Annotated in this window: 17 protein-coding genes and 1 pseudogene; 4 read left to right on the plus strand and 14 right to left on the minus strand. The window is 60.4% G+C overall.

Annotation, left to right across the window (positions count from 1 at the left end; genetic code table 11):
* The first annotated feature begins 380 nt into the window (after positions 1–380).
* Both NJG22_RS03520 and NJG22_RS03525 read left to right on the plus strand, forming a co-directional pair.
* Positions 381–3,260 carry a ribonucleoside-diphosphate reductase subunit alpha gene (locus NJG22_RS03520; protein WP_253092596.1) on the plus strand — a complete coding sequence of 960 codons (2,880 nt, stop codon included), beginning with the start codon at positions 381–383 and terminating at the stop codon, positions 3,258–3,260.
* A 586-nt stretch (positions 3,261–3,846) separates the two neighbouring features.
* A complete protein-coding gene (locus tag NJG22_RS03525) occupies positions 3,847–5,097 on the plus strand; it encodes a ribonucleotide-diphosphate reductase subunit beta (RefSeq protein ID WP_217853374.1) in 1,251 nt (416 codons plus the stop codon).
* A gap of 102 nt (positions 5,098–5,199) precedes the next feature.
* Here NJG22_RS03525 and NJG22_RS03530 read toward each other — a convergent pair whose 3' ends face one another.
* From NJG22_RS03530 to NJG22_RS03540, 3 genes are read right to left on the minus strand one after another with little or no spacing between them, the layout of a single operon-like run.
* Positions 5,200–6,267 (minus strand): serine/threonine-protein kinase, encoded by a 1,068-nt coding sequence (locus NJG22_RS03530; RefSeq protein WP_253092598.1) that lies wholly within the window; start codon positions 6,265–6,267, stop codon positions 5,200–5,202.
* Complete coding sequence (locus NJG22_RS03535) at positions 6,264–7,310, minus strand: serine/threonine-protein kinase (RefSeq protein ID WP_253092599.1); 1,047 nt, start codon at positions 7,308–7,310, stop codon at positions 6,264–6,266. The genes NJG22_RS03530 and NJG22_RS03535 overlap by 4 nt, the downstream gene beginning before the upstream one ends.
* Entirely contained in the window at positions 7,294–8,343 is a 1,050-nt protein-coding gene (locus tag NJG22_RS03540) for a protein phosphatase 2C domain-containing protein (protein WP_253092600.1), read from the minus strand. Before NJG22_RS03540 ends, NJG22_RS03535 begins: the two co-directional genes overlap by 17 nt.
* 499 nt (positions 8,344–8,842) lie before the next feature.
* Here NJG22_RS03540 and NJG22_RS03545 point away from each other — a divergent pair, with 499 nt between their 5' ends.
* Entirely contained in the window at positions 8,843–9,382 is a 540-nt protein-coding gene (locus tag NJG22_RS03545; RefSeq protein ID WP_253092602.1) for a Bro-N domain-containing protein, read from the plus strand.
* 39 nt (positions 9,383–9,421) lie between these two features.
* Here NJG22_RS03545 and NJG22_RS03550 read toward each other — a convergent pair.
* Positions 9,422–9,739, minus strand: a pseudogene (locus NJG22_RS03550) (helix-turn-helix transcriptional regulator).
* Between the two features lie 260 nt (positions 9,740–9,999).
* Positions 10,000–10,470, minus strand: a complete 471-nt coding sequence (locus NJG22_RS03555; protein WP_253092604.1) for a GNAT family N-acetyltransferase — start codon at positions 10,468–10,470, stop codon at positions 10,000–10,002.
* A gap of 358 nt (positions 10,471–10,828) precedes the next feature.
* Between NJG22_RS03555 and NJG22_RS03560 the strand changes: the two genes are divergently transcribed.
* On the plus strand, positions 10,829–12,310 hold the full coding sequence (locus NJG22_RS03560) for a PLP-dependent aminotransferase family protein (RefSeq protein WP_253092606.1): 1,482 nt from the start codon (positions 10,829–10,831) through the stop codon (positions 12,308–12,310).
* A gap of 72 nt (positions 12,311–12,382) precedes the next feature.
* Here NJG22_RS03560 and NJG22_RS03565 read toward each other — a convergent pair whose 3' ends face one another.
* From NJG22_RS03565 to NJG22_RS03605, 9 genes are all read right to left on the minus strand, one after another.
* Positions 12,383–13,282 carry a LysR family transcriptional regulator gene (locus tag NJG22_RS03565; RefSeq protein ID WP_253092636.1) on the minus strand — a complete coding sequence of 300 codons (900 nt, stop codon included), beginning with the start codon at positions 13,280–13,282 and terminating at the stop codon, positions 12,383–12,385.
* 46 nt (positions 13,283–13,328) lie between these two features.
* Positions 13,329–15,344, minus strand: a complete 2,016-nt coding sequence (locus NJG22_RS03570; protein ID WP_253092608.1) for a pyridoxamine 5'-phosphate oxidase family protein — start codon at positions 15,342–15,344, stop codon at positions 13,329–13,331.
* A gap of 18 nt (positions 15,345–15,362) precedes the next feature.
* Complete coding sequence (locus NJG22_RS03575; protein WP_253092610.1) at positions 15,363–15,992, minus strand: glutathione S-transferase family protein; 630 nt, start codon at positions 15,990–15,992, stop codon at positions 15,363–15,365.
* A 162-nt stretch (positions 15,993–16,154) separates the two neighbouring features.
* Positions 16,155–16,709 (minus strand): UPF0149 family protein, encoded by a 555-nt coding sequence (locus NJG22_RS03580; RefSeq protein WP_253092611.1) that lies wholly within the window; start codon positions 16,707–16,709, stop codon positions 16,155–16,157.
* A gap of 155 nt (positions 16,710–16,864) precedes the next feature.
* Positions 16,865–17,851: an asparaginase gene (locus NJG22_RS03585; RefSeq protein ID WP_253092613.1), complete on the minus strand. Its 987-nt coding sequence runs from the start codon at positions 17,849–17,851 to the stop codon at positions 16,865–16,867.
* A complete protein-coding gene (locus NJG22_RS03590) occupies positions 17,848–19,002 on the minus strand; it encodes a hypothetical protein (protein ID WP_253092615.1) in 1,155 nt (384 codons plus the stop codon). The genes NJG22_RS03585 and NJG22_RS03590 overlap by 4 nt, the downstream gene beginning before the upstream one ends.
* A gap of 12 nt (positions 19,003–19,014) precedes the next feature.
* A complete protein-coding gene (locus NJG22_RS03595; protein WP_253092617.1) occupies positions 19,015–19,911 on the minus strand; it encodes a nitrilase family protein in 897 nt (298 codons plus the stop codon).
* A 134-nt stretch (positions 19,912–20,045) separates the two neighbouring features.
* The gene (locus NJG22_RS03600) at positions 20,046–21,989 is read right to left on the minus strand and encodes an FAD-dependent oxidoreductase (RefSeq protein ID WP_253092618.1); all 1,944 of its coding nucleotides are present in this window, start codon (positions 21,987–21,989) and stop codon (positions 20,046–20,048) included.
* Between the two features lie 184 nt (positions 21,990–22,173).
* Positions 22,174–23,817, minus strand: a complete 1,644-nt coding sequence (locus NJG22_RS03605) for an acetolactate synthase large subunit (RefSeq protein ID WP_134691802.1) — start codon at positions 23,815–23,817, stop codon at positions 22,174–22,176.
* Positions 23,818–24,579 lie beyond the last annotated feature (762 nt).

Consider the following 24,579-nt stretch of genomic DNA (forward strand, 5'->3'; position numbering starts at 1 on the left):
TTTCGCGCAAAATCACAAACACAAGTCAACAGGCAAATTCAAGCGAATTTTCTGGCTGAACTTAACGTGATTTCAGCAGCCAAACCGCTCCAGCGGCGGCGACCGAGGCAAGGCCCTAGATGCCCTTGTTCGGGTATGAGTGTTGCAGGCAAGGCCCAGCACTCATCAGCAACAGATTTTGGGTACGCCCAGAACCTTTGACTTCGGCCAGGGAGCGGCAGGTTATTGCCCCTTATTCCTGATCTGTCCCGAAGTCGGTAAGCCCGAGCGGCGGATGCGTGCGCATGCCGCATCCCCGCGACGGCCATCGAGCAAGTGGACGGAACGGTGGGCGCCCAACAGGCGCCTGAACACTATAGAAACTGTGGAGACACCCACCCATGCAAACCGACACAACTCGCGAGAACCCGCAGGGCAAAGCGCCGCAGGCCGCCGATTCGAACCAGGATCTGGCAGCCACCGCGCCTGGCCAACTGCGCGTGATCAAGCGCAACGGCACTGTCGTCCCCTACACCGACGACAAGATCACCGTGGCCATCACCAAGGCGTTCCTCGCAGTTGAAGGCGGCACCGCCGCCGCCTCGTCGCGCATCCACGACACCGTCGCGCGCCTGACCGAGCAGGTCACCGCCACGTTCAAGCGTCGCATGCCATCGGGTGGCACCATCCACATCGAAGAAATCCAGGACCAGGTCGAACTGGCCCTGATGCGCGCCGGCGAGCAGAAAGTCGCCCGCGACTACGTGATCTACCGCGACCAGCGCGCCAAGGAGCGTGCCACCCGTTCCAACGCCGACAGCGTGGTCGAGCCGCACCCAAGCATCCGCATCACCCTGGCCGACGGCAGCCTGGCGCCGCTGGACATGGCGCGCCTGAACACCATCATCAGCGAAGCCTGCGAAGGCCTGGCCGAAGTCGACGGCGAGCTGATCCAGCGCGAAACCCTGAAGAACCTGTACGACGGCGTGGCCCTGAAGGACGTCAACACCGCCCTGGTGATGACCGCCCGTACCCTGGTCGAGCGCGAGCCGAACTACTCGTTCGTCACCGCCCGCCTGCTGATGGACACCCTGCGCGCCGAAGGCCTGGGCTTCCTGAACGTCGCCGAGAGCGCCACCCACCACGAGATGGCCGAGCTGTACGCCAAGGCCCTGCCGGCCTACGTCGAGAAAGGCGTCGAGTTCGAACTGCTCGACCCAGCCCTGAAAGGCTACGACCTGGAGCGCATGGGCAAGGCGATCAACCACGAGCGCGACCAGCAGTTCACCTACCTGGGCCTGCAGACCCTGTACGACCGCTACTTCATCCACAAGGATGGCGTGCGCTTCGAGCTGCCGCAGGTGTTCTTCATGCGCGTGGCCATGGGCCTGGCGCTGGAAGAGAAAGACAAGGAAGCCCGTGCGATCGAGTTCTACAACCTGTTGTCGTCCTTCGACTACATGGCCTCGACCCCGACCCTGTTCAACGCCGGTACCCTGCGTCCGCAGCTGTCCAGCTGCTACCTGACCACCGTGCCGGACGACCTGTCGGGCATCTACCACGCGATCCACGACAACGCCATGCTGTCGAAATTCGCCGGTGGCCTGGGCAACGACTGGACTCCGGTGCGTGCACTGGGCTCGTACATCAAGGGCACCAACGGCAAGTCGCAAGGCGTCGTGCCGTTCCTGAAAGTGGTCAACGACACCGCCGTGGCCGTGAACCAGGGTGGCAAGCGCAAGGGCGCGGTGTGTGCCTACCTGGAAACCTGGCACCTCGACATCGAAGAGTTCATCGAGCTGCGCAAGAACACCGGTGATGACCGTCGTCGTACCCACGACATGAACACCGCCAACTGGATCCCCGACCTGTTCATGAAGCGCGTCTTCGATGACGGCAAGTGGACCCTGTTCTCGCCATCGGAAGTGCCTGATCTGCACGACCTGACCGGCAAGGCCTTCGAAGAGCGCTACGAGTACTACGAAGCCCTGACCGAGTACAACAAGATCAAGGTGTTCAAGACCATCCAGGCCAAAGACCTGTGGCGCAAGATGCTGTCGATGCTGTTCGAGACCGGCCACCCGTGGCTGACCTTCAAGGACCCGTGCAACCTGCGCTCGCCCCAGCAGCACGTGGGCGTGGTCCACAGCTCGAACCTGTGCACCGAGATCACCCTGAACACCAACAAGGACGAGATCGCGGTCTGCAACCTGGGCTCGATCAACCTGCCGAACCACATCGTCGACGGCAAGCTGGACACCACCAAGCTGCAACGCACCGTGAACACCGCCGTGCGCATGCTCGACAACGTGATCGACATCAACTACTACTCGGTGCCGCAAGCGCGTAACTCGAACTTCAAGCACCGCCCGGTCGGCCTGGGGATCATGGGCTTCCAGGACGCGCTGTACCTGCAGCACATCCCGTACGGCTCCGACGCTGCCGTCGAGTTCGCCGACAAGTCGATGGAAGCGGTCAGCTACTACGCGATCCAGGCTTCCTGCGACCTGGCCGACGAGCGCGGCGCCTACGAGACCTTCCAGGGTTCGCTGTGGTCCAAGGGCATCCTGCCGCTGGACAGCCAGCAGATCCTGATCGAGGCCCGTGGCCAGAAGTACATCGACGTCGACCTGACCGAGAGCCTGGACTGGGCCCCGGTGCGCGAGCGGGTCAAGAAAGGTATTCGTAACTCGAACATCATGGCCATCGCGCCAACCGCGACCATCGCCAACATCACCGGCGTGTCGCAGTCGATCGAGCCGACCTACCAGAACCTGTACGTGAAATCGAACCTGTCGGGCGAGTTCACCGTGATCAACCCGTACCTGGTCCGCGACCTGAAAGCCCGCGGCCTGTGGGACTCGGTGATGATCAACGACCTGAAGTACTACGACGGTTCCGTGCAGCAGATCGAGCGTATCCCGCAAGAGCTCAAGGACCTGTACGCCACCGCGTTCGAAGTCGAGACCAAGTGGATCGTCGATGCCGCCTCGCGTCGCCAGAAGTGGATCGACCAGGCCCAGTCGCTGAACTTGTACATCGCCGGCGCTTCGGGCAAGAAGCTCGACGTGACCTACCGCATGGCCTGGTACCGTGGTCTGAAGACCACCTACTACCTCCGTGCCCTGGCCGCGACCAGCACCGAGAAGTCGACCATCAACACCGGCAAGCTCAATGCCGTGTCGAGCGGCGGCGACAGCGCCCCGGTCCAGGCCGCGGGCCCTGCCCCGGTACCGAAGGCTTGCGCCATCGACGAGCCGGATTGCGAAGCCTGCCAATAAGGCCTGATGCCGCAAGGGGTGCCCAATGGGTGCCCCTTGCGGCATTTTTGCATCCGCAAAATGGCCCGCTGAAACGCCGCCTTTGTAGGAGCGGCCTTGTGTCGCAAAAGGGCTGCGCAGCAGCCCCAGGATCTCGACCCCACCGCGAGATTGCCGGGGCCGCTTTGCGGCCCTTTCGCGACACGAGGCCGCTCCTACAAGGGTTTCGCTAACCCAGCATCTTGTGCTGTAAAAAATAAAAAGCCACCACATGTAGTGTTTCGCACTATTTGCCGCTAAACTCCCTCACCGTAAAGTACGACACGAGATTCCCTGAACGGACGCGCACAGAACCGGTCGAAAATTTACCCTCGCCCGCCAGACACGCGCCCCGATCGAAAGCGAATTCCGGTATACTGCGCCCCCTCTGAAAAGGGCACCCATTCATGTCCCTGGCCCCTCCCCGAGGCCTGGCCAGGCACGAGTCCAGATGTAACGAGAGTCAGCCTCTCGAGCTGTCCATACGCCGTAACGGCCTTGCGTCAGGCATCACATTCTTAAAATCCAACCGGTTGCCCCAGGGCGACCCTCAAGCAGGAGCCAAACCATGCTGAGCTGGGACGAATTCGACAAAGAAGACGGTGAAGTCGCCGCCAAAGGCAACACCGCCGCACAGGCCACTGCCACCACCACGCTGGACAAGCTCGACAGCGCCGGCGGTGCCGCCGCCCTGGAAGCCCGCGCCGCCACCGCCGCCGACTCCGACGCCGTGAAGCGCGCCAAGGCTGCCCTGGACGCCCTGGACATCGCCGAAGGCCTGGCCGAGCTGGAAGGCTCCTCGGCCCGCGTCGCCGTTGACGAAAAGCGCATGATCAACTGCCGCGCCGACCTCAACCAGCTGGTGCCGTTCAAGTACGACTGGGCCTGGCAGAAGTACCTCGACGGCTGCGCCAACCACTGGATGCCGCAAGAGGTCAACATGACCGCCGACATCGCCCTGTGGAAGAGCATGGACGGCCTGACCGAAGACGAGCGCCGCATCGTGATGCGCAACCTCGGCTTCTTCTCCACCGCCGACTCGCTGGTGGCCAACAACCTGGCCCTGGCCGTGTACCGCCTGATCACCAACCCGGAGTGCCGCCAGTACATCCTGCGCCAGGCCTTCGAAGAGGCGATCCACACCCACGCCTACCAGTACTGCATCGAGTCGCTGGGCATGGATGAAGGCGAGATCTTCAACATGTACCACGAGATCCCATCGGTCGCGAAAAAAGCCGCCTGGGGCCTGAAGTACACCCGCGCCATCTCCGATCCGGAGTTCAACACCGGCACCGTCGAAACCGACAAAGAGCTGCTGCGCAACCTGATCGCCTACTACTGCGTACTGGAAGGCATCTTCTTCTACTGCGGCTTCACCCAGATCCTGTCGATGGGCCGCCGCAACAAGATGACCGGCGTCGCCGAGCAGTTCCAGTACATCCTGCGTGACGAGTCCATGCACCTGAACTTCGGCATCGACGTGATCAACCAGATCAAGATCGAGAACCCGCACCTGTGGGATGCCGCGATGAAGGAAGAGGCTACCCAGATGATTCTGCAGGGTACCCAGCTTGAGATCGAATACGCCCGTGACACCATGCCACGCGGCGTGCTGGGCATGAATGCGGCGATGATGGAGGATTACCTCAAGTTCATTGCCAACCGTCGTCTGACCCAGATTGGTCTGAAGGAAGAGTATCCGGGGACTACCAACCCGTTCCCTTGGATGAGCGAGATCATGGACTTGAAGAAGGAGAAGAACTTCTTTGAGACTCGGGTTATTGAGTATCAGACTGGTGGGGCGTTGAGCTGGGATTGACGTTTATTTGAATAAAAAGGCTGCCCAAGGCAGCCTTTTTATATTCGGCAACCATTCATCTTCAAAACTTAGCAACACGAAAATTCATTAATTAAAACCACATTATCTCATAACGACCATCGGATGCCCTCTGAAATGAGGTGACCCAGGGAACCTTGAATAGCAAACCCTCTTTCGCTCATTTGAAGGCTTCTGCAACCCATAAATACTTTCCATACTAAAGAATGATTGCAACCCATCCCCGCCCATTACAAAACCACTATAACCATTTTGAATAAGATTAAGTAACTCTCCCTCGTAGCGGTCGCCACAAATAAAGCAAAGATCCGATAACGACTTTACAAGCTCCCCGGCAGTAGGTCGTGCCTTTAAGTCAGATTGCAAACAGCTTTCAACTATCAACTGCAGTTGCTCTGAAAGAATCTTATACTGAGGATTACTCGTCATAAAACCTGGCCAAGCGGCACGCTGGCCAGTCTTAACATTTACAGCCGCCTCTAAATACACACCAAACGGGTAGTCTCCAGTCAACACTCTAAACATCAAAGCACCAAGTGACCAGATATCTGTACTTTTCCCTGGATGATCCCCAGGAGTGCGGAACATCATTTCTGGCGCCATATAAGGCAGCGCCCCTTTAATAGTGCCTGAGGTTGAATTTGTCAGATCACCACCATCTTTTGCAGCCTCATCCAACACCTCCTTGGTAAAAGTAGCAATACCAAAGTCTGTTATTTTTAGCTGATGAAGATTCACTCCTGGACCGACAATTATATTACTAGGTTTCAAATCACGATGAATGACATCTACGTAATGGGATGCGGCAACACCCTTTGCCAAATGGAGAAATACTCGTGCCCCGAGATGAGGATCTACCGCTCCAAACTCCTCAATTACCTTTTCAAGTGTCCGCCCAGGAACATACTCTTCAATCAGGTAAGCTTTTCCTTCACTCTCAAAATAATCTAATGTTTTTGCGACATTATGATGATTTACCTTTGCCGCAATAATTGCACTTTGACTGAATCGCCTCAGAACCTGGCCTGCCTGAGGTGTTTTAAGCGCAACTTCACACTGCAATAAATGGTCTTTAGCAAGAAAGACATCTTGCATCCCACCCTTTCCAATATGCCTTAAAATCTCATATCGCTGGGCTACAATATGGCTCATACCAAAACCTCCGGATTTGAGACATCGAATGTCACAAACCTTCTCTTACCCGCCGCACCGAATGTGATGACACAACATCCTGGAACTAAATCCCCAGGAGAAACCCTGGTATTATTCAAATAAACCGCACCACTAGTCGTTTCCACCTTAAAGTCAAAGCCATCATAAACTATAGTTATCTCGCCGACATCCTGAGCTCTCAAACCAATCTTCTTGTTCTCAGCATCAAGTTGATGAACCTTTCCGCTCATCACAACTAGAGCCTTATGCTTATTTTTCAAAAGGTGCTTCGCCAACATACGAGCCACCTCGCTCATTACAGGCCTCTCAGCAGGCTCTTTACTCAGGCATGCTGAAATCATAAGCAATATATCTTCGTGCAAACCTTTCAAATGGTAGGAAACACCATCAATATCTTCTCTTCGACTTCTCAGCTTACTCACAAGAGAAAAATCTCTATTCACAAGTGAGACACAGAGAACCCCAAATGCATAAACATCGACGGCCTTTGTGAAAGATATTGGTTTCTGCGCCCATAGTTCAGGAGCCATGTATGCCGCAGTACCAATAACACTAACCGTTTTAGCCTCATCTTCGAAACGAGACAGCCCGAAGTCAAAAATCTTTACAACGCCATCATGATCAATTCGAATATTTTCTGGCTTAATATCTCGATGAATAATCCCAACATCATGAATATCTGACAGACCCGAAGCAATCTGCCACAAAACCCTTAAATACTCTACACCTACTTCGTAGCCTCCAGGCTCTAAATCCTTGCCATCTATATACTCCAATACAATACCAACTTCCGAAACACCTCGATCACTTAAACTAACAACATCATATAACTGCACCACGTTTTTGGAACGAAGCTTAGCCAACGACATCTGCTCATCAACAATCCTGCGAGTATCCACCCCTGGCTGGAGCCGTTTCATAACAACGCGACGCTGAAGGTTAGTGTCAAAACACTGTACTACCTCCCCCATTCCACCGGCAGCTCCACCCGATGACACCTCGTACCTATTTGCGACTAACATCTCCACCCTCCGAAGCAGAGCCACCGTTAATCTCTACATCTAACTCAAATTCATGAGATGCTCTCTTTTTCACCTTAGAAGACTTAATCTTCTTTGTGCGCTGGCTCTCATTATTTGTTAGAGATTCGTCCTTCCTTCCATGCAATCCAAGCTCATGCTGAATCAGTTCAAGATTGCTTTTTGGAACTATTACTTCAGCGAATGACACATGCCCAAAAGCATCCCAAAGCTCCACCGAATCAGGTTCCGACTCTAAGACCTTAACCTTAAGCCCAGGCAGATCCATGAGGGCAGATGAGGCGTTATCTGGGCTACCACACCACCGTGACAGAGCGGAGATTCTTTCTGACGCAGATTTAATGTCAGGCGAATAGTGCAAAATATCGTCAAACGTTTTGGAATCGACGTAATGCACCCCATCAGTTGTAATCGCAATACTTTGAGCGTCTGACGAGACATCTACTAAGTGAGGTGAGATCCCTGCCCCCATCCCGGCAAACTGAAGCAGTTCCCGCCCATGTCCGCCAACTGCCTCTTGTAGAGAATCATCTATAGTCAATCGTTTGGTTCTGCCTCCGCCACCAAACTCATAGGCCCTTGAGTCGCCGACATGTACAATTAAAGCTCTCCCTTCGTCATCTACGATCAACCCTGTTAAGGTAGCCCCCCCTCTCCCCTCAAAAGCATGATTAACTCGATCATTAGCCTCCAATATAGAAAACTTCACCCGCGATTGGAGATTGAAATCTCTATATGCTAACAGTGAGCTAAAGAAGCTTGCTATAGCCAACTCAGCACACTTATCTCCTTCCTGCATCCCTCCCATACCATCAGCCAGTACAACAGCCAAAATCCCACGACCACCTTTTACTGCTCCAAGCCTGAGCATTGCTGCTCTGTCTTGATTGCTCTTCCTTTGAAGGCCTATATCTGTACTAATAATTACTGGAATGTCGTAACATGACTGAACACCACGACCTGGCACCTTTCTTGATAGCCACTTCCTTATAGACTCGCTTAATAGTATTCCCACTCTTCCTCCTTATGATTCAAATCCACTTAACCTCTACCAAATTGAATAGACAACCCCTAAATAAAGCCATTAAATAGCCATCAGACTAGAATTTTTTCTGATCGTTTGTCTACACCTTGGCATTAGAAACTCTAGCCATTTACGGAAATCTCCTACACGAAAGCTATTGACCTTATCGAGTGTGGCACCTAGATTTGCCGTCGGCGCCTAAGAAACGCCTCACGTAGCGGTCGTTCCGCTCCCGACAGATGCGGTTTTTTTGTGCCTGTGGTCTAATCCTGCGCGCGAAAAACGTGTTATGTCGGGAGTGGACCAATACAAGACCCGAAAGGGAAATACGTCCGGCCTCTACGTGGGTTTTCTTAACTCCCGACACCCAGCCCTAAGAAAGCTGGTAATCACGTAGAGGTAAAGGAAATGCCTATCGAGACTAGCGTTCGCAGGCCTTTCGCACATGCGTCCCGCCTGCTCCAAACCCTCAGGACTAGGGAGGCCAGCCATGACTGACCTCCACGACCCCACCCTCTTCACCCGCCACAACCGCCCCCTCCACACACTCTGGCTCGAATCCCAAGCCTGGTTCTGCGCCCACGAACTCGGCCGGATGACCGGGCGCTTCTTCGACGAACACTGCATCCGCAAGCTCGACCCGGACCAGCATCGCACCGTGCAGCTGTTGCGCTACGGCCAGTACGGCGAGACCACCATGGTCAGCGAGTCCGGGGCCTATACCCTGCTGGCCCATCATCACATTCCGGAAAACCGCCACCTGCGCCACTGGCTGACCCATGAGGTGGTGGCGGTGCTGCGCGATGGGCAGGACTCGGCGCTGGAAGACCTGCCGCGCCTGGGCAGGATGTGCTGGCCGGGTGGGCATACGGCGAGTCTGTTGTATTGGCAGAGTGAGCCTTGGGTACGGATGCGGGATATGCCGGTGGTGATGGCGGCGGAGAGGCCTGTGGTGGTGCCCGAGCGGCGCAAGCTGAGCTGGAAGGAATGTGCGCAGCGGGCGTTGCGGTTGCATGGGGTTGGCGATTGAACCCTACGATCCACTGAAAGGGCTGCCATGCAGCCCTGTTCAATCCTGCCCTGACTTCTTCCGGATACGCTGGCGCTTGGCACCAAGCTCATAGCGAGTGATGTCGGCTATGCACTCCACCTTCGGCAAAAACAGCGCCTCAAGCTATTTTCTTCGGCCTAGAACCATCGCCACTCGGATCAGATTTTCAAAACCGACATTTCGTCCCGTTTCAAGGTTGGACACGGTATTGGTGCCGATGCCGGCACGAGCAGCCACTTCCGCTTGCGACATCTGTTGAGCGAGCCGCTCGGTGCGCAAGCGCTCGCACAAGGCCATCATGAGTTCGCTGGGTTTGGTAAGACTTAAATCCAACATCATGCGTGTTATCTCAAAAAATCGCAGTTAAACCACAAAATATTGGATTAAGTATTTCTCTGCCAGGGAGGGGTCGTCTTTCTGAATGGTCTGACAGCACCGTAAGAATCAGGCAGATTTCGAAGGAAGATTTCTGATGACTGGGGCGTGGGAGCGGCGCTGCGCCCCAGGAGATTGCACCGCAAAGCCGGTGCTCCCCTTCGCGGGGCAAGTCCGCTCCCACGCCCTCATCTGCTCACAATGGACTTAGCACAATGGCCTTAGTGAGCGACATCCAGCTGCATCCGGTACTCAATCACCCCCGGCTTCTCGGCAATCCAGTCATACAAGCGCTGCGCAGTCTTGTTGGTCTGCTGGGTATGCCAGTACAGCCGGTCGCACTGCTGCTGCCGGGCCTGGTCCTGGACGTACTCGATCAGTTGCTTGCCGATCATCCGCCCCCGGGCGCTCGGGCAGACGAACAGATCTTCCAGGTAGCAGAAGTCGTTGCGGCCCCAGGTCGAGCGGTGGAACACATAGTGGACGAAACCGAACGCCCGCTCGCCATCGGTGGCCACGGCGCAGTGCATGGGCTCGGCCGGGTCGAAGAAGCGCGCCCAGGTGCGCTCGGTGATGGCTGGGCCCAGGTCCACTTGGTAGAAGGCCTGGTATTGCGCCCAGTGGTCGCGCCATGGGTGCAGGTCGGCTTGCTTCACTTCTCGAATGAAAACGGGCTGTTGGGTGGTGGTCATGGTTGGAACCCCTTTGGGACAAGACTGCGTGAATGAGTAAGAGGCCGGCCTGCCCGTAGCGCTTGCCTTCCTTGGTGGTTGCTTGCGGGCTTGGGTTTTATAGCGGATAAATGGTTGGTTTTTACCTGCCAATTGACCGGTAGTGGCCAGACCATTGTGCGAGTCTAGATAGGCGTAAGGCTTGAGATTGCCGGGGCTGCTTTGCAGCCCTTTCGCGACACAAGGCCGCTCCTACAGGGGGGCGCGGTCGCCTGTAGGAGCGGCCTTGCCGGGGCGCCGGACCGGTCGGAAAAGGCCGCGAAGCGGCCCCCGGCATGGGCAGCCATTAATCAGATCCATCAGCCAAGGAACCAGGCCAATGTTCAAACACGCGCAGCTGGAATCGGTGAAAGCCTGGATCAACGACCCCACCCATGGCGCGCTGGCCTTGCATGTGCGCATCCAGCGGGCGATCCGCCAGCTGATCCTCGATGGCGCACTGCCGGTGGGCAAGGCGCTGCCCGCCTCGCGCCCGCTGGCCCAGTCCCTGGGCGTCTCGCGGGATACCGTGGAGTCGGCCTACAGCCAGTTGCACGCCGAGGGCTTCATCGAGCGGCGCGTGGGCAGCGGTAGCTTCGTGTCGCAACGGGCCCGCTGCCTGCCGTCGCGCAAGCGCCAGCGCCCGGCACACAACGAAGCCCCGGTACAGTTGAGCCGCCGGGGTGAAGCGCTGTTGCACAGCGGCGGCGTCCACAACTTCCAGTCGCCCCGCCCCTTCGCCCCGGGCGTGGCCGAAACCCGGCATTTCCCCCTGGTCATCTGGGAGAAGCTGGAGCGGCAGGTGTACAAGGAGTACGGCACTCGAGCGCTGGAACACAGCGAGCCCCAGGGCCTGCTCGCCTTGCGCAGGGCAATCGCCGACTACCTCAACCTCGAACGCGGCGCGCAGGCATCCGCCGACCGTATCCTGATTCTTACCAGCTCGCAGCAGGCGCTGGGCCTGTGCGCCCAGGTACTCATGGACGCAGGCGACCGGGTGCTGGTCGAGGACCCGCTGTACCAAGGCACGCGCAAGGCCATCAGCGCCGCCGGGCTGCAAGGCGTGCCGGTGCCGGTGGACGCGCACGGCCTGCAGGTGGACGGCATGGCCCAGCTAGCGTCGGATGCCCGGGCGCTGTTCCTCACCCCTTCGCACCAATACCCGACCGGCGCCACCCTGTCGCTGGACCGGCGTCTGCTGGCCATTGAATGGGCGCGCCAGCAACGGGCGTGGATCATCGAGGACGACTACGACAGCGAGTTCCACTACGCCGGTCGCCCCACCGCCTGCGTGCAGGGCCTGGACCCGCACGAACGCACGCTGTACATCGGCACCTTCACCAAGACGCTGGGCGCCGGGCTGCGCATCGGCTACCTGCTGCTGCCACCCCAGCTCGTCGCGCCAATGACCGCCGCGCGAACCCTGCAAGATGGCCACAACGCGTCCATCGCCCAGCTGACCCTGGCCCGGTTCATGGAAGACGGGCACTTCAACGCCCATGTGCGGGCCATGCGCAGCCTCTATGCCGAGCGACGCGACGTGCTGGCGGGCCTGGTGCAGCAGCACTTGGGGGCGTTGCTACGCCCGCAAGTGCCGGTGGGTGGGCTGCAGATGCCCTGCCACTTCGTTCAGGACTTGGCCGAAGACGCTGTGGTCAGGGCAGCACGCGGAGCAGGAATCGATCTGCTGGGCCTGGGCAGCTTGTACGCAGTGCCGAGCAACGCTACCGGCGTGCTGATGGGCTTTGCGGCACTCACGCCCGCCGAGATGAGGGAGGCGGTGCTGAAGCTGGGAAAGGTGCTGGCAGGTTTGGCGAGATAACCACGCTGCGTGCAAGCAGTACAGTCAACCCCCATGCGGCATGTAACCGGAATGCCCGCTCAGGTCATGGCATCAAGCCAGGTGCGCCTGGCTACGCAAATGCTCGGCCAGCATGTCGATAAAGGTCCGCACCTTGGTCGAGCCGTACTTGCTCTCGCGATGCAGGATATGGATCGGCCAGGGCGCTTCCTCGTATTCGGCAAGGATCACCTGCAACCGCCCAGCCGCCAGCTCGTCGGCCACCTGGTACGACAGCAACCGGGCAATCCCCAGGCCGGCACTGGCCGCGGCGATGGCGGCGTCGTTGCTGGTCACGGTCAGGCGCGGTTTCATGCGGATCAGCGTCGGGTCGTCGATGGCGCCGAAGCGCCAGTCCGTGCGCGGTGACAGCGTCCCGGCGGCGATCACCTCGTGCTCCTGCAATTGCGAGGGATGGCGCGGCGTGCCGTGGCGTTCGAGGTATTCGGGCGAGGCGCAGAGCAATCGGCGCATGCTGCCCACGCGCAGCGCCTTGAGGCCGGAGTCGGGCAACTGGCCGATGCGCACGGCCACGTCCAGGCCCTCCTCCACCAGGTTCACCACGCGGTCGAGAAAGTACGCCGACACATCCACCTCGGGGTACTGCTGCAGGTAGCGGACGATGCAGGGCATGACGAAGTTCTTGCCGAACAGGATAGGCGCGGTCACCGCCAAGTCGCCCTTGGGCGCGGCGTTGATGCCGGCAGCCGCTTCGTTGGCCTCGACGATGCTGGCGAGGATATGCCGGGTGTCTTGCAGGTAGCGCCCGCCGGCCTCGGTCAGGCGCACGCTGCGGGTGGTGCGTAGCAGCAGCTTGACCCCGAGCTGTTCCTCAAGGGCAGTGACCGCGCGGGTCACCGCCGCCGGCGAGATGGCCAGGCGACGTGCGGCGGCGGCGAAGCTTTCCAGCTCGCCCACGGCCACGAACACTTTCATCAGGTGGATCTGGTCCATGCCGCGCCCCACGCGTTGTCGTGGGGTGATTATCGCCGTGGTCACGCTAGAGCTCCAGTACCAAGGGCTGCACGCCGTCCTCGGCCTGGGCCGGAACCGCGCAACAGATCAGCACGCTACCGGCTTCGGGCAGCTCGGCGGGCGGGTTCGGATAGTGGACCTGGCCGCTGACCAGCTTGGTCTTACAGGTGCCGCAGGAGCCCCCTCGGCAGCTGAATTCCGGCGACAGGCCACGGTTTTCCGCCAGTTCCAGCAGCGTGCCGCTGTCCGGCACCCAGCGCGCTTCCTTGGCTGAGCTGGCGAAGTACACCGGCACCGGCTCGCTGGCGGGCGGCGGTTGCTGCAGCGTGGGTTGGTTGTCGTCGGTATGGCGGCGCAGAGTCGAAGGGCCGAAGGCTTCGGCATGGATGCGGGCGTCGGGCACATGCACCGTGCGCAGCCCCTCGTAGAGATCCTGGGTGAAGCTGGCCGGGCCGCACAGGTAGAAGTCGTAGTCGTCCAGGGGCAAGGTGGCCTTGATCTGTTCGATGCCCAGGCGGCTGGCGAAGGCGTAGTCGCGGCCCTGCACGGCTTGGGGTTCGGGCAGGCTCAGCGCGCGGTGAATGCTCAGCAGGCCACCGGCATGCTGCTGGAGTTCGGTCAGTTCCTGCTGGAAAGGCAGGTCGGCCAGCGAACGGCCACCGTGGAACAGGTAGATGCGCCGCCCCAGCCCCAAGGCCAGTTGTTCGCGCAGCATGGCGATCAACGGGGTGATACCAACGCCCGCCCCAACCAGCACGAGGGGCCGGTCGCTGGTGTGATCCAGGGTGAAACTGCCCATGGGCAGGCGCACCTGCAAAAGGTCGCCCACCTGCAACTGCTGGTGCAGATAGTTTGAACCAGGCCCTTGCGCCTTGACGCTGATACGCAGGTGGCCATCGGACGGTGCGCTGGACAGGCTGTAAGTGCGGATCAGCGGTGCCTCCCCATCCACCTGCAAGCGCACGGGAATATGCTGGCCGGGCGCGAAGGCCACCGTCGTACCCTCCTCGGGTTGCAGATAGAACGAACGGATATCGCGGCTTTCCTGCTCGATGCGCAGCACGCGCCAGGTCAGCCATTGGCGCTGGCGCTCACGCTGTTGCAGGCGCTGTTCGGCTTCACTCCAGGTGCCGGTCATCAGGCTGGTGGGGGCGTACGCCTGGAAGGCCCAGCGCAACGACACCGCGGCCGGGCGGACCACCACCTGCTCGATGTCCAGGGTCCAGATTCGCTCGGCCCCCTCGAACGCGCTGATCAGCGGGCTGTCGAGAATCACCTCGGTTCGCCCTGAAACCTGCAGTACATCGCCCGTGCTGAAGTCGACGAACAACAGGCCGGCAACCGGGTTGACCAGCAGGTTGCCGAGGGTGTTGAAATGCAGGTTGCCGGCATAGTCGGGGATGGTCAGGCGATTGCCTTCGACCCTGACGAAACCGGGCCGGCCACCACGGTGGGACACGTCCACGGCACGGTGGCCGTTTTCCTGCTCGACGTAACTGGCGACAAAGAAGGTGTCGGCGTTTTCGATCATGGCGCGGGTTGCGGCATCGAGTGCCGATGAGTCCCGACGCGCCTGCGGCGGTTCGTCGACGCGGGTGTATTCGCGCAGCTGGATGTACTGGGGGCAGTTGCCGAACGACTGCTCGACCATCACCTCCAGCTGACCGGCGCTGGCCCTGCGGATCAGGCCATTGAGCCGGTTGCGTCGCCGGGTATGCAGTTCGATCCCCAGCAAGCCGATGGCCCCTCCGACCACCAGGCCCGGGGTGGCCGGGTCATCAGCGGCAAGCGCGGAGCCGATCAGCAGTTGCCGGGGATCGGGTGAGCTGACGAAGCCTTCCGCGCCTTCGAGCAGCGTCGCCCAGGGGGTGCCAGCAGCATCCACGGCGCCGGCCACCAGGAACGGCAACTGCTGGTAGAACGCGCGATGCTGGTCGGGCATGAAGTCACGGATGACCTTCTGGCCGAATGCCTCCATGCGCTGCGCAACACCGGCGTGCTCCTGCAGCCGTATTTCACCTGCATGCCAGGGCGAGCGCATGGCGGCATTCCTCTGGGTTCAGAGCGTGGTCTGCAAACCGATGACAGTGCGTGGCATCGGCACGAAGCCCGGCAGCGCCTCGATCCGGGCCAGCCAGGCGCGCACATTGGCGTACGGCTCCAGCGACACATTGCCCTCGGGGGCGTGGGCGATGTACGAGTAGTTGGCGATGTCGGCGATGGTCGCCTGGTCGCCGACCAGGAACGGCCCCTTGGCCAGTTCGGCGTCGATGACCTTGAGCAGGGTGTGGGCACGGCCAATCACTTCGTCGGTATTGAACGAGGCGCCGAACACTGTCACCAGGCGCGCGGCGGCCGGGCCGAAGGCCAGCGGGCCTGCCGCCACCGATAGCCAACGCTGCACGCGGGCGGCGCCGACTGGGTCTTCGGGCAACCAGCGCGCACCACCATAGGCCTTGGCCAGGTAGACCAGGATGGCGTTGGAATCGGCAATGACGATGCCATTGTCATCGATCACCGGTACCTGGCCGAAGGGGTTGATGGCGAGGAACTCGGGCTGCTTGTGCGCGCCCTTGGCCAGGTCGACGAAGACCAGCTCGGTAGGCAGTTCGAGCAGCGACAGCATCAGCTCGATGCGGTGGGCGTGGCCGGACTTGGGGAAGTTGTAGAGCTTGATCGGGCTTGGCATGTGCGGGGCTCCAGGTCAGCGCCGGGGGTGGCGCTGCTGGAGACCATGCTGCACTGGATCGTCGGGCAGCAGAATCAGTGCAGGGAGCAATCCAGTATTTCGGTTAGTGGAATAATCATCATCCCGGGGCACGCCCGCTCCAAGGCGCCCGCGCTTGCGATCTCAATGACGGTGCTGTTGCTGATACTGATACACCCCCCGCGCCGCCTCGACCACCTGCGGCACACAGGCCTGAAGCTCATCGACGCTCATCGAATCGAGCAGCTCGAAATTGTCCTCCAGGCCGTGCAGGGAAATGGCCCTGAGCAAGCGATCCTGCTCCGGCGGCAGCTCGCTCCACTCGGCCACCTGGGTACCGCGCATGTAGCCGAAGCACCATTCCTCTAGAATGATCGCCGGTCCCTGTTCGCCTTCGCTTTCCTCGAATAGCGGTTCGAAGCGCTCTAGGTCATCGGCCAGCTCTTGCGACACCTGGCTGGCATAACGCAGCATCAGCGCGGTATACGCTTCTTCATGGGCAGGCTTCTTGAACTTCGGCACCTTGCCGCCAGCGACAGCGGGCAGCCATTGCTCGGGGTTGACCTTGTTGGGAGAGCTGGCCAGAGCGGTAAAGAAACCGTTGAGCTCGGCAAGGTTCAGCACCGAATAGTCGTTGCCGTAGGTGATAAGCAGGTCTTCTAGGCGGTCGAGTTCTTTTTCGCTGAGTGCGGGGAGCATGGCGGGTGTCCTGGATAAATGTCCGAGCACCCTAGCACAAGTCCCCGCCAGCTCTGTGCCTAGGCTCTGAACGAAAAGCCTTGATACTCGTTCATGCTGCGTTGAAAACCGCCTCGCAATGCCTGACCTTCGCCTCAAGACTTTTCATAAAGACCCTAGTTCAGCAGCCAGCCCTCCAGCGAATCCGCCTCGCCCGCAGCGCTCAGCAGCCAGAGTAGGATGCGGCATTTGCGCGGACACAAGCTACCCGCCATATGGATCCCCCTGGCCAGCAGGTCGATTTCACCGCCAACGAAACCGTACGTGGCCCTGGCTGTCGGCCCGCTCCCGGTGCGCGTCGCAACGATGACCGGCATGTGACGGGCAATATCGGCCAGTGCATCGGCCCACGCCGCGGACACATGCCCAGCACCAAAGCCCGCGACCACCAGCCCTGTATAGCCAAGGTCGGGCAAGGCCTGGAGCAGCATCGTGTCGGCATCGAGGCAGGCCTCCAGCAAGGCGATACGCGGAGCAACCCTTCCCGGTTCAGGCACGACTCGACGTGGAGAAGGTGGCTGACGATAGCGGGCGATGCCCTCGGCCAGCACGCCCAACGGCCCTTCACCCGGGGACTCGAACGCGGCCAACGCCAGGCTTGCCGTCTTGCGCACCCGGGCGGCCAGGTGGATCTGATCATTGATCACGACCAGCACGCCCCGCCCCCTGCTGGCCTGCGTCGTAGCCACCTGCACTGCTGCCAACAGGTTGGCCGGCCCATCGGCCCCCGGCTGGCTGGCCGCGCGCATGGCACCGGTCATGACCAACGGCGCCTCGAATGGCCATAGCAGGTCGAGGAAATAGGCCGTTTCTTCCAATGTGTCGGTCCCTTGGGTCAATACCACGGCCTGCGCTCCGCCCTGCACTTGCGCGCGGGCCCAGGCCAGCACCTCCAACAAGCCCTGGAAACCGAGCGAGGCACTCGGCAACAAGCACAGCGTGGCGGTATCGATCTGCGCAAGTGCGGCCAACTGCGGCAGCGAGGCCAGCAACGCTGCGCAATCGAGTTGCGGTGTCACGCCCTGGCCGGGCGCGACAGCCTGCATGCTGACCGTGCCACCCAGGCTGGCGATCACCAGCCTGGGCAATGGCGCCTGGCTCATGAGTGACCTCCTGCCAGCAGAGCGACCAACGGCACGATACCCAAAGTACTGATCGCCATGGACAGGACATTGCCGACATAACCGTGAATATGGCCCGGCAAGCGCTGGCTTATAGCGACGGCCAGAGGCGGTGCGATCAACGCGCCCAGGACAGCGCTGGTCACCACCACCTGCCACTGGCCACCCAAGGTCAGCACCGCGGCGGGTACGATCGAGACGATAGGAATATAGGTGGGATACCAACCCCGCGCCATCCACTGGCGTCGCCAGAACAGCACCCCAACCAACGAGGCCAGCGCCTGCCCAGCCACGATCTGTATCACCAGTTGCGATCCGTAGGCCGGTGCGCCCGGTGCCAGCACATAGGCCAGCAATACGCCCAACAGCAGCCCGAGGCTGGCCAGTTCGTTACCGAAGAACGGCGCCTCGCTGAAGTCCGCCAGGACCCGGCGCAAAGTCCACACCACACCGTAGTCGGGCTTGCGCGCAATGGCCTGCGGGGTAACAGCGGGCAACGCATCGCGCACCAGCGATGGCAAGTATTTGCACAAGCTGAAGGCCAACACGCTGGCCAGCGCCATGCCGCCGACGTTGCCGATCACCACCGGCAGTTGCAACGGATAGCACAGGTAGTTGACCAGCAGCAGGCTGGCCGGGGTCACCAGCAGGGCCCCGAGCATGGCCCCCGTGAGCGTGACCCGCCACCCGCCGCCGAACAGCAGCACCATCGCCGCCGGCAACGACACGAAGGCGACGAAGGTCGGCTGCCAGGTACCACTGGCCAAGGTCCAGCCCCATAGCGCATGGCTGAGCAACAGACCGAGTAGCGAGCTGGTGAACAACCAGGGCCACAGGCCAGTGCCATAGCAGATCGCAAAGCCTTGCCAGCGATAGCCGCGCACATGCGCCCAATGCGCCAGGGCGGCCCCCAGCAACAGGCCGAGGGCCGGCAACTCGTGCTTGTAGAAAGCGACTTCGCTGATGTCGCCGATGATCCAGCGCAACCTGCTCAACGGCTGATCCAGGCTTGCCGCCAGGGCGGCATAGTCAGGCCATTGCCCAATCACCAGGCTGACGGCGAGCAGCACCGCCAGGATGACAAGGATCAGCAAGGGCAACGGCGAGCGACGCAATATGAGAACCTGTTCCATGCGCCCACCTCCTCAACGTGGCATCGCCGGATGCAGGCGATAACCCAGCGTGGCGTCGTACAGGTCGGTGCGCCGGTCACGAGGCAGGTCGTTGAGGCTGTTCCAGATCGGTGCCGAGCGCGCGGCGCTCAAATCCACATCGGCGTACAGGATGCATTCCTCCTCGGCGTTGGCCACCTCGCCCAGCGGCCAGCCATGGGTGCCGGCGATCAGCGAGCAACCGAGGAAGCGCCCGCCGCGCTCACGACCTATGCGGTTGGCGGCGGCGATGTAGACGTTGTTGACATGGGCGGCGGTCATGGTCAGGTATGACGCCATGCAGCGCCCCGCTTCATCGAACAGCGGTGGCGGCGTCCATACCCAGTTGTTCAGGCTGCAGATGATGTCGGCGCCCTGTGCCGCCAGCAACCGAGGCACCTCCGGGAACCAGATGTCCCAGCAGATCAGCAGGCCGATGCGGCCGATTGGGGTTTCGAACACCGGAAAGCCCAGGTCACCGGGGGTAAACCAAAGTTTTTCCTGGTTCCACAGATGGGCCTTGCGGTAATGGCCGAGCAACCCCTCGGGGCCGAACAACACCGCGCTGTCATAAAGCTTGAGGCCATCCCGTTCGGCGAACCCCGCAGCCAGATAGACCTTGTGCTCACGGGCAAGGTCGGCCCAGGCCCGCAAGCTGTCACCGCCCTGCAATGGCTCGGCATGGGCATACGCTTCGGCCCGCGAGTGGAAGCTATAGCCAGTGTTGGCCAACTCGGGCAGCACGATCAGGTTGGCACCTTCACGTATTGCGCGCCGGGTCAGGGCCAGGCCCCGGTTCAGGTTACCTTCGCAATGCTCGACCCCCACCTGGGGATCGTACTGGATGACAGCGATGCGCACAGGGCTAACGGGAATGCTGGATTCCTGCATGACGACTTCCTCTTGTGGTTGTTGTGGAAGGCCGTCAGTAGAGCTGGGTTACCCCGGGTGCGGCAGTCAGGCGACTCGCTTGCCCTTGGCAGAGATTACGAAACCTCTGGCAAGGGCTTTCCTACAAGGTTGTTTCAAACCTGTTGTGGCGCCAGTGCGTACTCGGGGTAATGGTCGAGGGTGAAGCCTGCGTTGAACGATGCACCGGTATGGGCGCACAGGTTGATCACCGTATCGATGGCGGTACGCAGGCAGGGCTCCGTCCAGCCCGCATCGACCGAAAAGGACTCGCCGGCCAGGTAGAGCCCCGAGCACTCGCTCAGGTCGCGGTTGTATTTCATCAGGCTCACGGCGTCGTAGTACGTCCCCGCCCGGTACAATTTCGCACAGCCCAGTGCATTACGATCTGACATCCACCGTTGTATGCGAATGTTTCGGGTATCAATGTAAGGCGAGATCGGTTCAGCGACGTTGGTGCAGCGCAGCAGGATCCGGTCGAGCTCCTGCACGCACTTGGCTGCGAGCGCCTGGTCGCTGAACAGCGCAAGCTTGGTGGCATCGTCTTCCCAGGTGTAGCTGAGCAGGATGCAGTCCTGGGCGTGGCTGGCGTCATAGCGATAGGCGTAGACATCGTGCACGAAACTGTCGGTGACCAAGATCTGCGGCAGGTTTGGGTGTTGCTCCAGAAAGCGCTTGTGCAAGGGCGCATAGACCTTGCAACTGGTTTCCCAATGCGCGTGCTTCCAGGCGTCGATGATCGATTGCGGCAGCATTTCGCGGTTGAAGCCCTCGAGGCGCATTCCTGTTTCGATCAGCCAGGACGGCGTGGTCAGCACCACGCTATCGAACTCGGCACTCAGGTTTTTTGCCCTGGCCGGAGCGCTATGCTGCCAGCGGTATTCGACCCTTATGCGTCCATCGGCTAGCTTGTGCAGCCCACACACCGAACTGTCGGTCAACAACCCATCCTCCCGCTCGAGGCACTGGCGGTACAAGGACGTGCCCAGCGTCTGGATGTCCATGAACAGCAGTGCCTCGTCCATCGCGGCCAGGCCTATATAGGACGGAGCCTGGAACTGCAGCCCTCGGCTGTCGGGTACCGTTTGCAGCGCCGCATAGGGCGCAGGGAGCGGAACACCCTGTTCATCCACCCGTCCATGAACCAGCTGCAAATGGCTACTGAAACCAAAAATCGCCGTGCGCAAGGGGTAAAGGCAACATACATCGTAGAACGCGCCCCAACTGCCATCACCAATACCGATTGCATAGAAGATCGACGACTCCTCGGCGTCCATACCCAGGCCGCCAAAATCGCCCGGTGCTGTCGGGCTCCAAACCTCCACGGCCGGCAGCAGTACCAGGTCACGGAACGACAGCCGGTGATAACGCTCGACAATGGCAGCCCATTGCGAGCGCCATTGCTCGGTACCGTAGATCGCAGCGACCTGCTGCGCAAAGCGTTGAGCAAAGCGCTGCCATTTGCCATGCACTTTTTGCAGCTTTTCGGTAGGTGGCGGCGTATGCCCTTCAGGGTTTTTCCAGATCAACAGTTCGGGCTCGCTCTCTCCATCCAGCTGCCCCTCGCGCAAATAGATACCCGTTGCATTGACCCAAGGCGTCCCTGGGTTGGGAAAGTCCGAGATGCGCAGGTCGAACAGATCAGCGTAGAACGCCATCAGCGAGCGCCCGTCCTTGGGAGGCTCTCCAGTGCGATTGAAAAATGGCATGCGCATGGCGCCCATCTCGAACGGAGCCGACGGTTGACCTTGCTCATCGTGATTGACCACGGTCAGGTGACGGCCCCCCACACGCTGTGCCTGCTCGATGAGAGTGATTTGGGTAAAGCCGCAGCGCAGCAGCTCCCGGGCGACCGTGAGGCCGGTGATGCCAGCGCCGACGATACAGATGCGATGATCAGGCCGGTTGGCCTGGGCAATACCGTCGTGCTGCTCGACCAGACGGCGGTAGTCGAAACACAGGTCGGGGGGGTTAGGGAAACGCGCAGCCCAGGGCAGCACTGGAGCGATTGGCTCGATCGCCAGATCGGCAGGATGGTTGTGCGTGGATCCGATGGTCATGGTCTTGGGCTCTTCAGTGATGAGACCATGGAGCATGCTGCGCACAAGCCAGTGGAGATCGGTAGATAGATATCGCTGAGGAGCCTGTTGCCAAAGCTGAAGCAATCGCGGGTCAAGCCCGCTCCCACAAGGCCTGTATTGGCCGTGTGGAAGCGGGCTTGACCCGCGATAGGTGCATCAGCGTTTAGACCGCCAGCGCGCGCTCACGCAGCTCGCTGTTGAGGATGCGGTCGTTCTCGCTGTAGTCCACCGGGCAATCGATCACATGCACGCCTGGGGTCTTGATGCAGTGCTCGAGCAGCGGCAGGAAGGCTTCGGCGCTTTCCACGCGGTGACCGTTGGCCCCATAGGCTTCGGCGTACTTGACGAAGTCCGGGTTGCCGTAGTCCAGGCCGAAATCGGTGAAGCCCATGTTGGCCTGTTTCCAGCGGATCATGCCGTAGCCATCGTCACGCAGGATCACCACGGTGATGTGCATCCCTAAACGTACCGCGGTTTCCAGTTCCTGGCTGTTCATCATGAAGCCGCCGTCGCCGCAGACCGAGATGACCGGGCGATCCGGGTAGACCAGGTGCGAAGCCATGGCCGATGGCAGGCCGGCGCCCATGGTCGCCAGGGCGTTGTCCAGCAGTACGGTGTTGGGCTTGTGCGCCTTGTAGTTGCGGGCGAACCAGATCTTGTAGATACCGTTGTCCAGGGCAACGATGCCTTCGGACGGCAGGGCGCGACGGATGTCGGCGACCATGCGCTGCGGGTAGACCGGGAAGCGGTCGTCGTCGGCGCCTTCGGCGATCTGTGCTTCGTTGGCTTCACGAATGGCCATCAGGCGGGTGAAGTCCCAGTGGCTGGTGTCGGTCAACGCTTCGCTGATCTGCCAGACGGCGTTGGCGATATCGCCGATCACTTCCACCTGCGGGAAGTACACCGCATCCACCTCGGCCGAGCGGAAGCTCACGTGGATCACTTCGGTGCCGCCACGCACCATGAAGAATGGTGGCTTCTCGATGACGTCGTGACCGATGTTGACGATCAGGTCGGCGGCTTCGACGGCGCGATGGACGAAGTCGCCCGAGGACAGCGCGGCGTTGCCCAAAAAGCGCGGGTGACGCTCGTCGACCACGCCTTTACCCATCTGGGTGGTGATGAACGGGATGCCGGTCTTGTCGATCAGTTGCTTGAGGACCTTGGCGGTCATCTTGCGGTTGGCACCGGCACCGATCACCAGGATTGGGTTACGGGCGTTCTTCAGCTTCTCGACGGCCGCTTCGATGGCCACGTGCTCGGCCAGCGGGCGACGGTGCAGGCTGCGCGGGATCGGCAACGCGTCGGTCTGCTCGGCAGCGATGTCTTCCGGCAGTTCCAGGTGCACGGCACCCGGCTTCTCTTCCTCGGCCAGGCGGAAAGCTTCACGCATGCGCGCCGGGATGTTGTCGGCCGAGGCGAACTGGTGAGTGTACTTGGTGATGGGGTCCATCATGCCGCACACGTCGATGATCTGGAAACGACCTTGCTTGGACTTCTTGATCGGCTTCTGGCCGGTAATCATCATCATCGGCATGCCGCCCAGATAGGCGTAGGCACTGGCGGTCACCAGGTTGGTGGCGCCGGGGCCGAGGGTCGACAGGCTAACACCAGTCTTGCCGGTCAGGCGGCCATAGGTGGCAGCCATGAAGCCTGCGGACTGCTCGTGGCGGGTCAGTACCAGCTTGATCTTCGATTTGCGCAGGGACTCGAGCAGGTCGAGGTTTTCCTCGCCGGGGATGCCGAACACATATTCGACACCTTCGTTTTCCAGGCATTGCACAACGACATCGGCGGCCTTGGCCATCTTGCTTCTTACCTCAAGTAATAGGACGGTGAAAGTCCAGAAATGCGCAGCACGGTACGCTGGCATCGCGCTGTCCGGGGGCCAGGATTGCCCCGAACCTAAGTCTTGACGCAGGGTGGGTACGGGGAAGTCACGTCAACGAACAGTAATAATTGTCGCACCCTTGACGAGTGGGCGGTGAGATAGCCGACGAGCCAAACCGCGGTGTGGGTCGTGTAGGAGCCAGCCTTGCTGGCGAACCAAGCGACGCGGTCTGTCTGGCCCGGGCCCGGCAATGGCCCCTGTAGGAGCGGCCTTGTGTCGCGAAAGGGCTGCGCAGCAGACCCAGGATCGCAGCCTTCATGCCAAGAGCGCCGGGGCCGCTTTGCGGCCCTTTCGCGATACGAGGCCGCTCCTACAAGGGCCGCACCTGCCTGGGGCTTTTTGCGCCACAAAGACAAAATCTGGCGGAACTGGCGAAGGGTTGAGCACTTTTCTTTAACCTGCGCTGCGTAAACCCTGCCACGCCCCCTGTAGGAGCGGCCTTGTGTCGCGAAAGGGCTGCGCAGCAGACCCGGGACGCAGCCTTCATGCCAAGATTGCCGGGGCCGCTTTGCGGCCCTTTCGCGACACGAGGCCGCTCCTACAAGGACCGCACCTGCCTGGGGTTTTTGCGCCACAAAGACAAAACCCCTACCTGCTCGCGCAGATAGGGGTTTTGCGAAATGAATCTTGACGATGACCTACTCTCACATGGGGAAGCCCCACACTACCATCGGCGAT

The organism is Pseudomonas sp. VA159-2 (assembly GCF_024126635.1).
Classification (GTDB): Bacteria; Pseudomonadota; Gammaproteobacteria; order Pseudomonadales; family Pseudomonadaceae; genus Aquipseudomonas; species Aquipseudomonas muyukensis.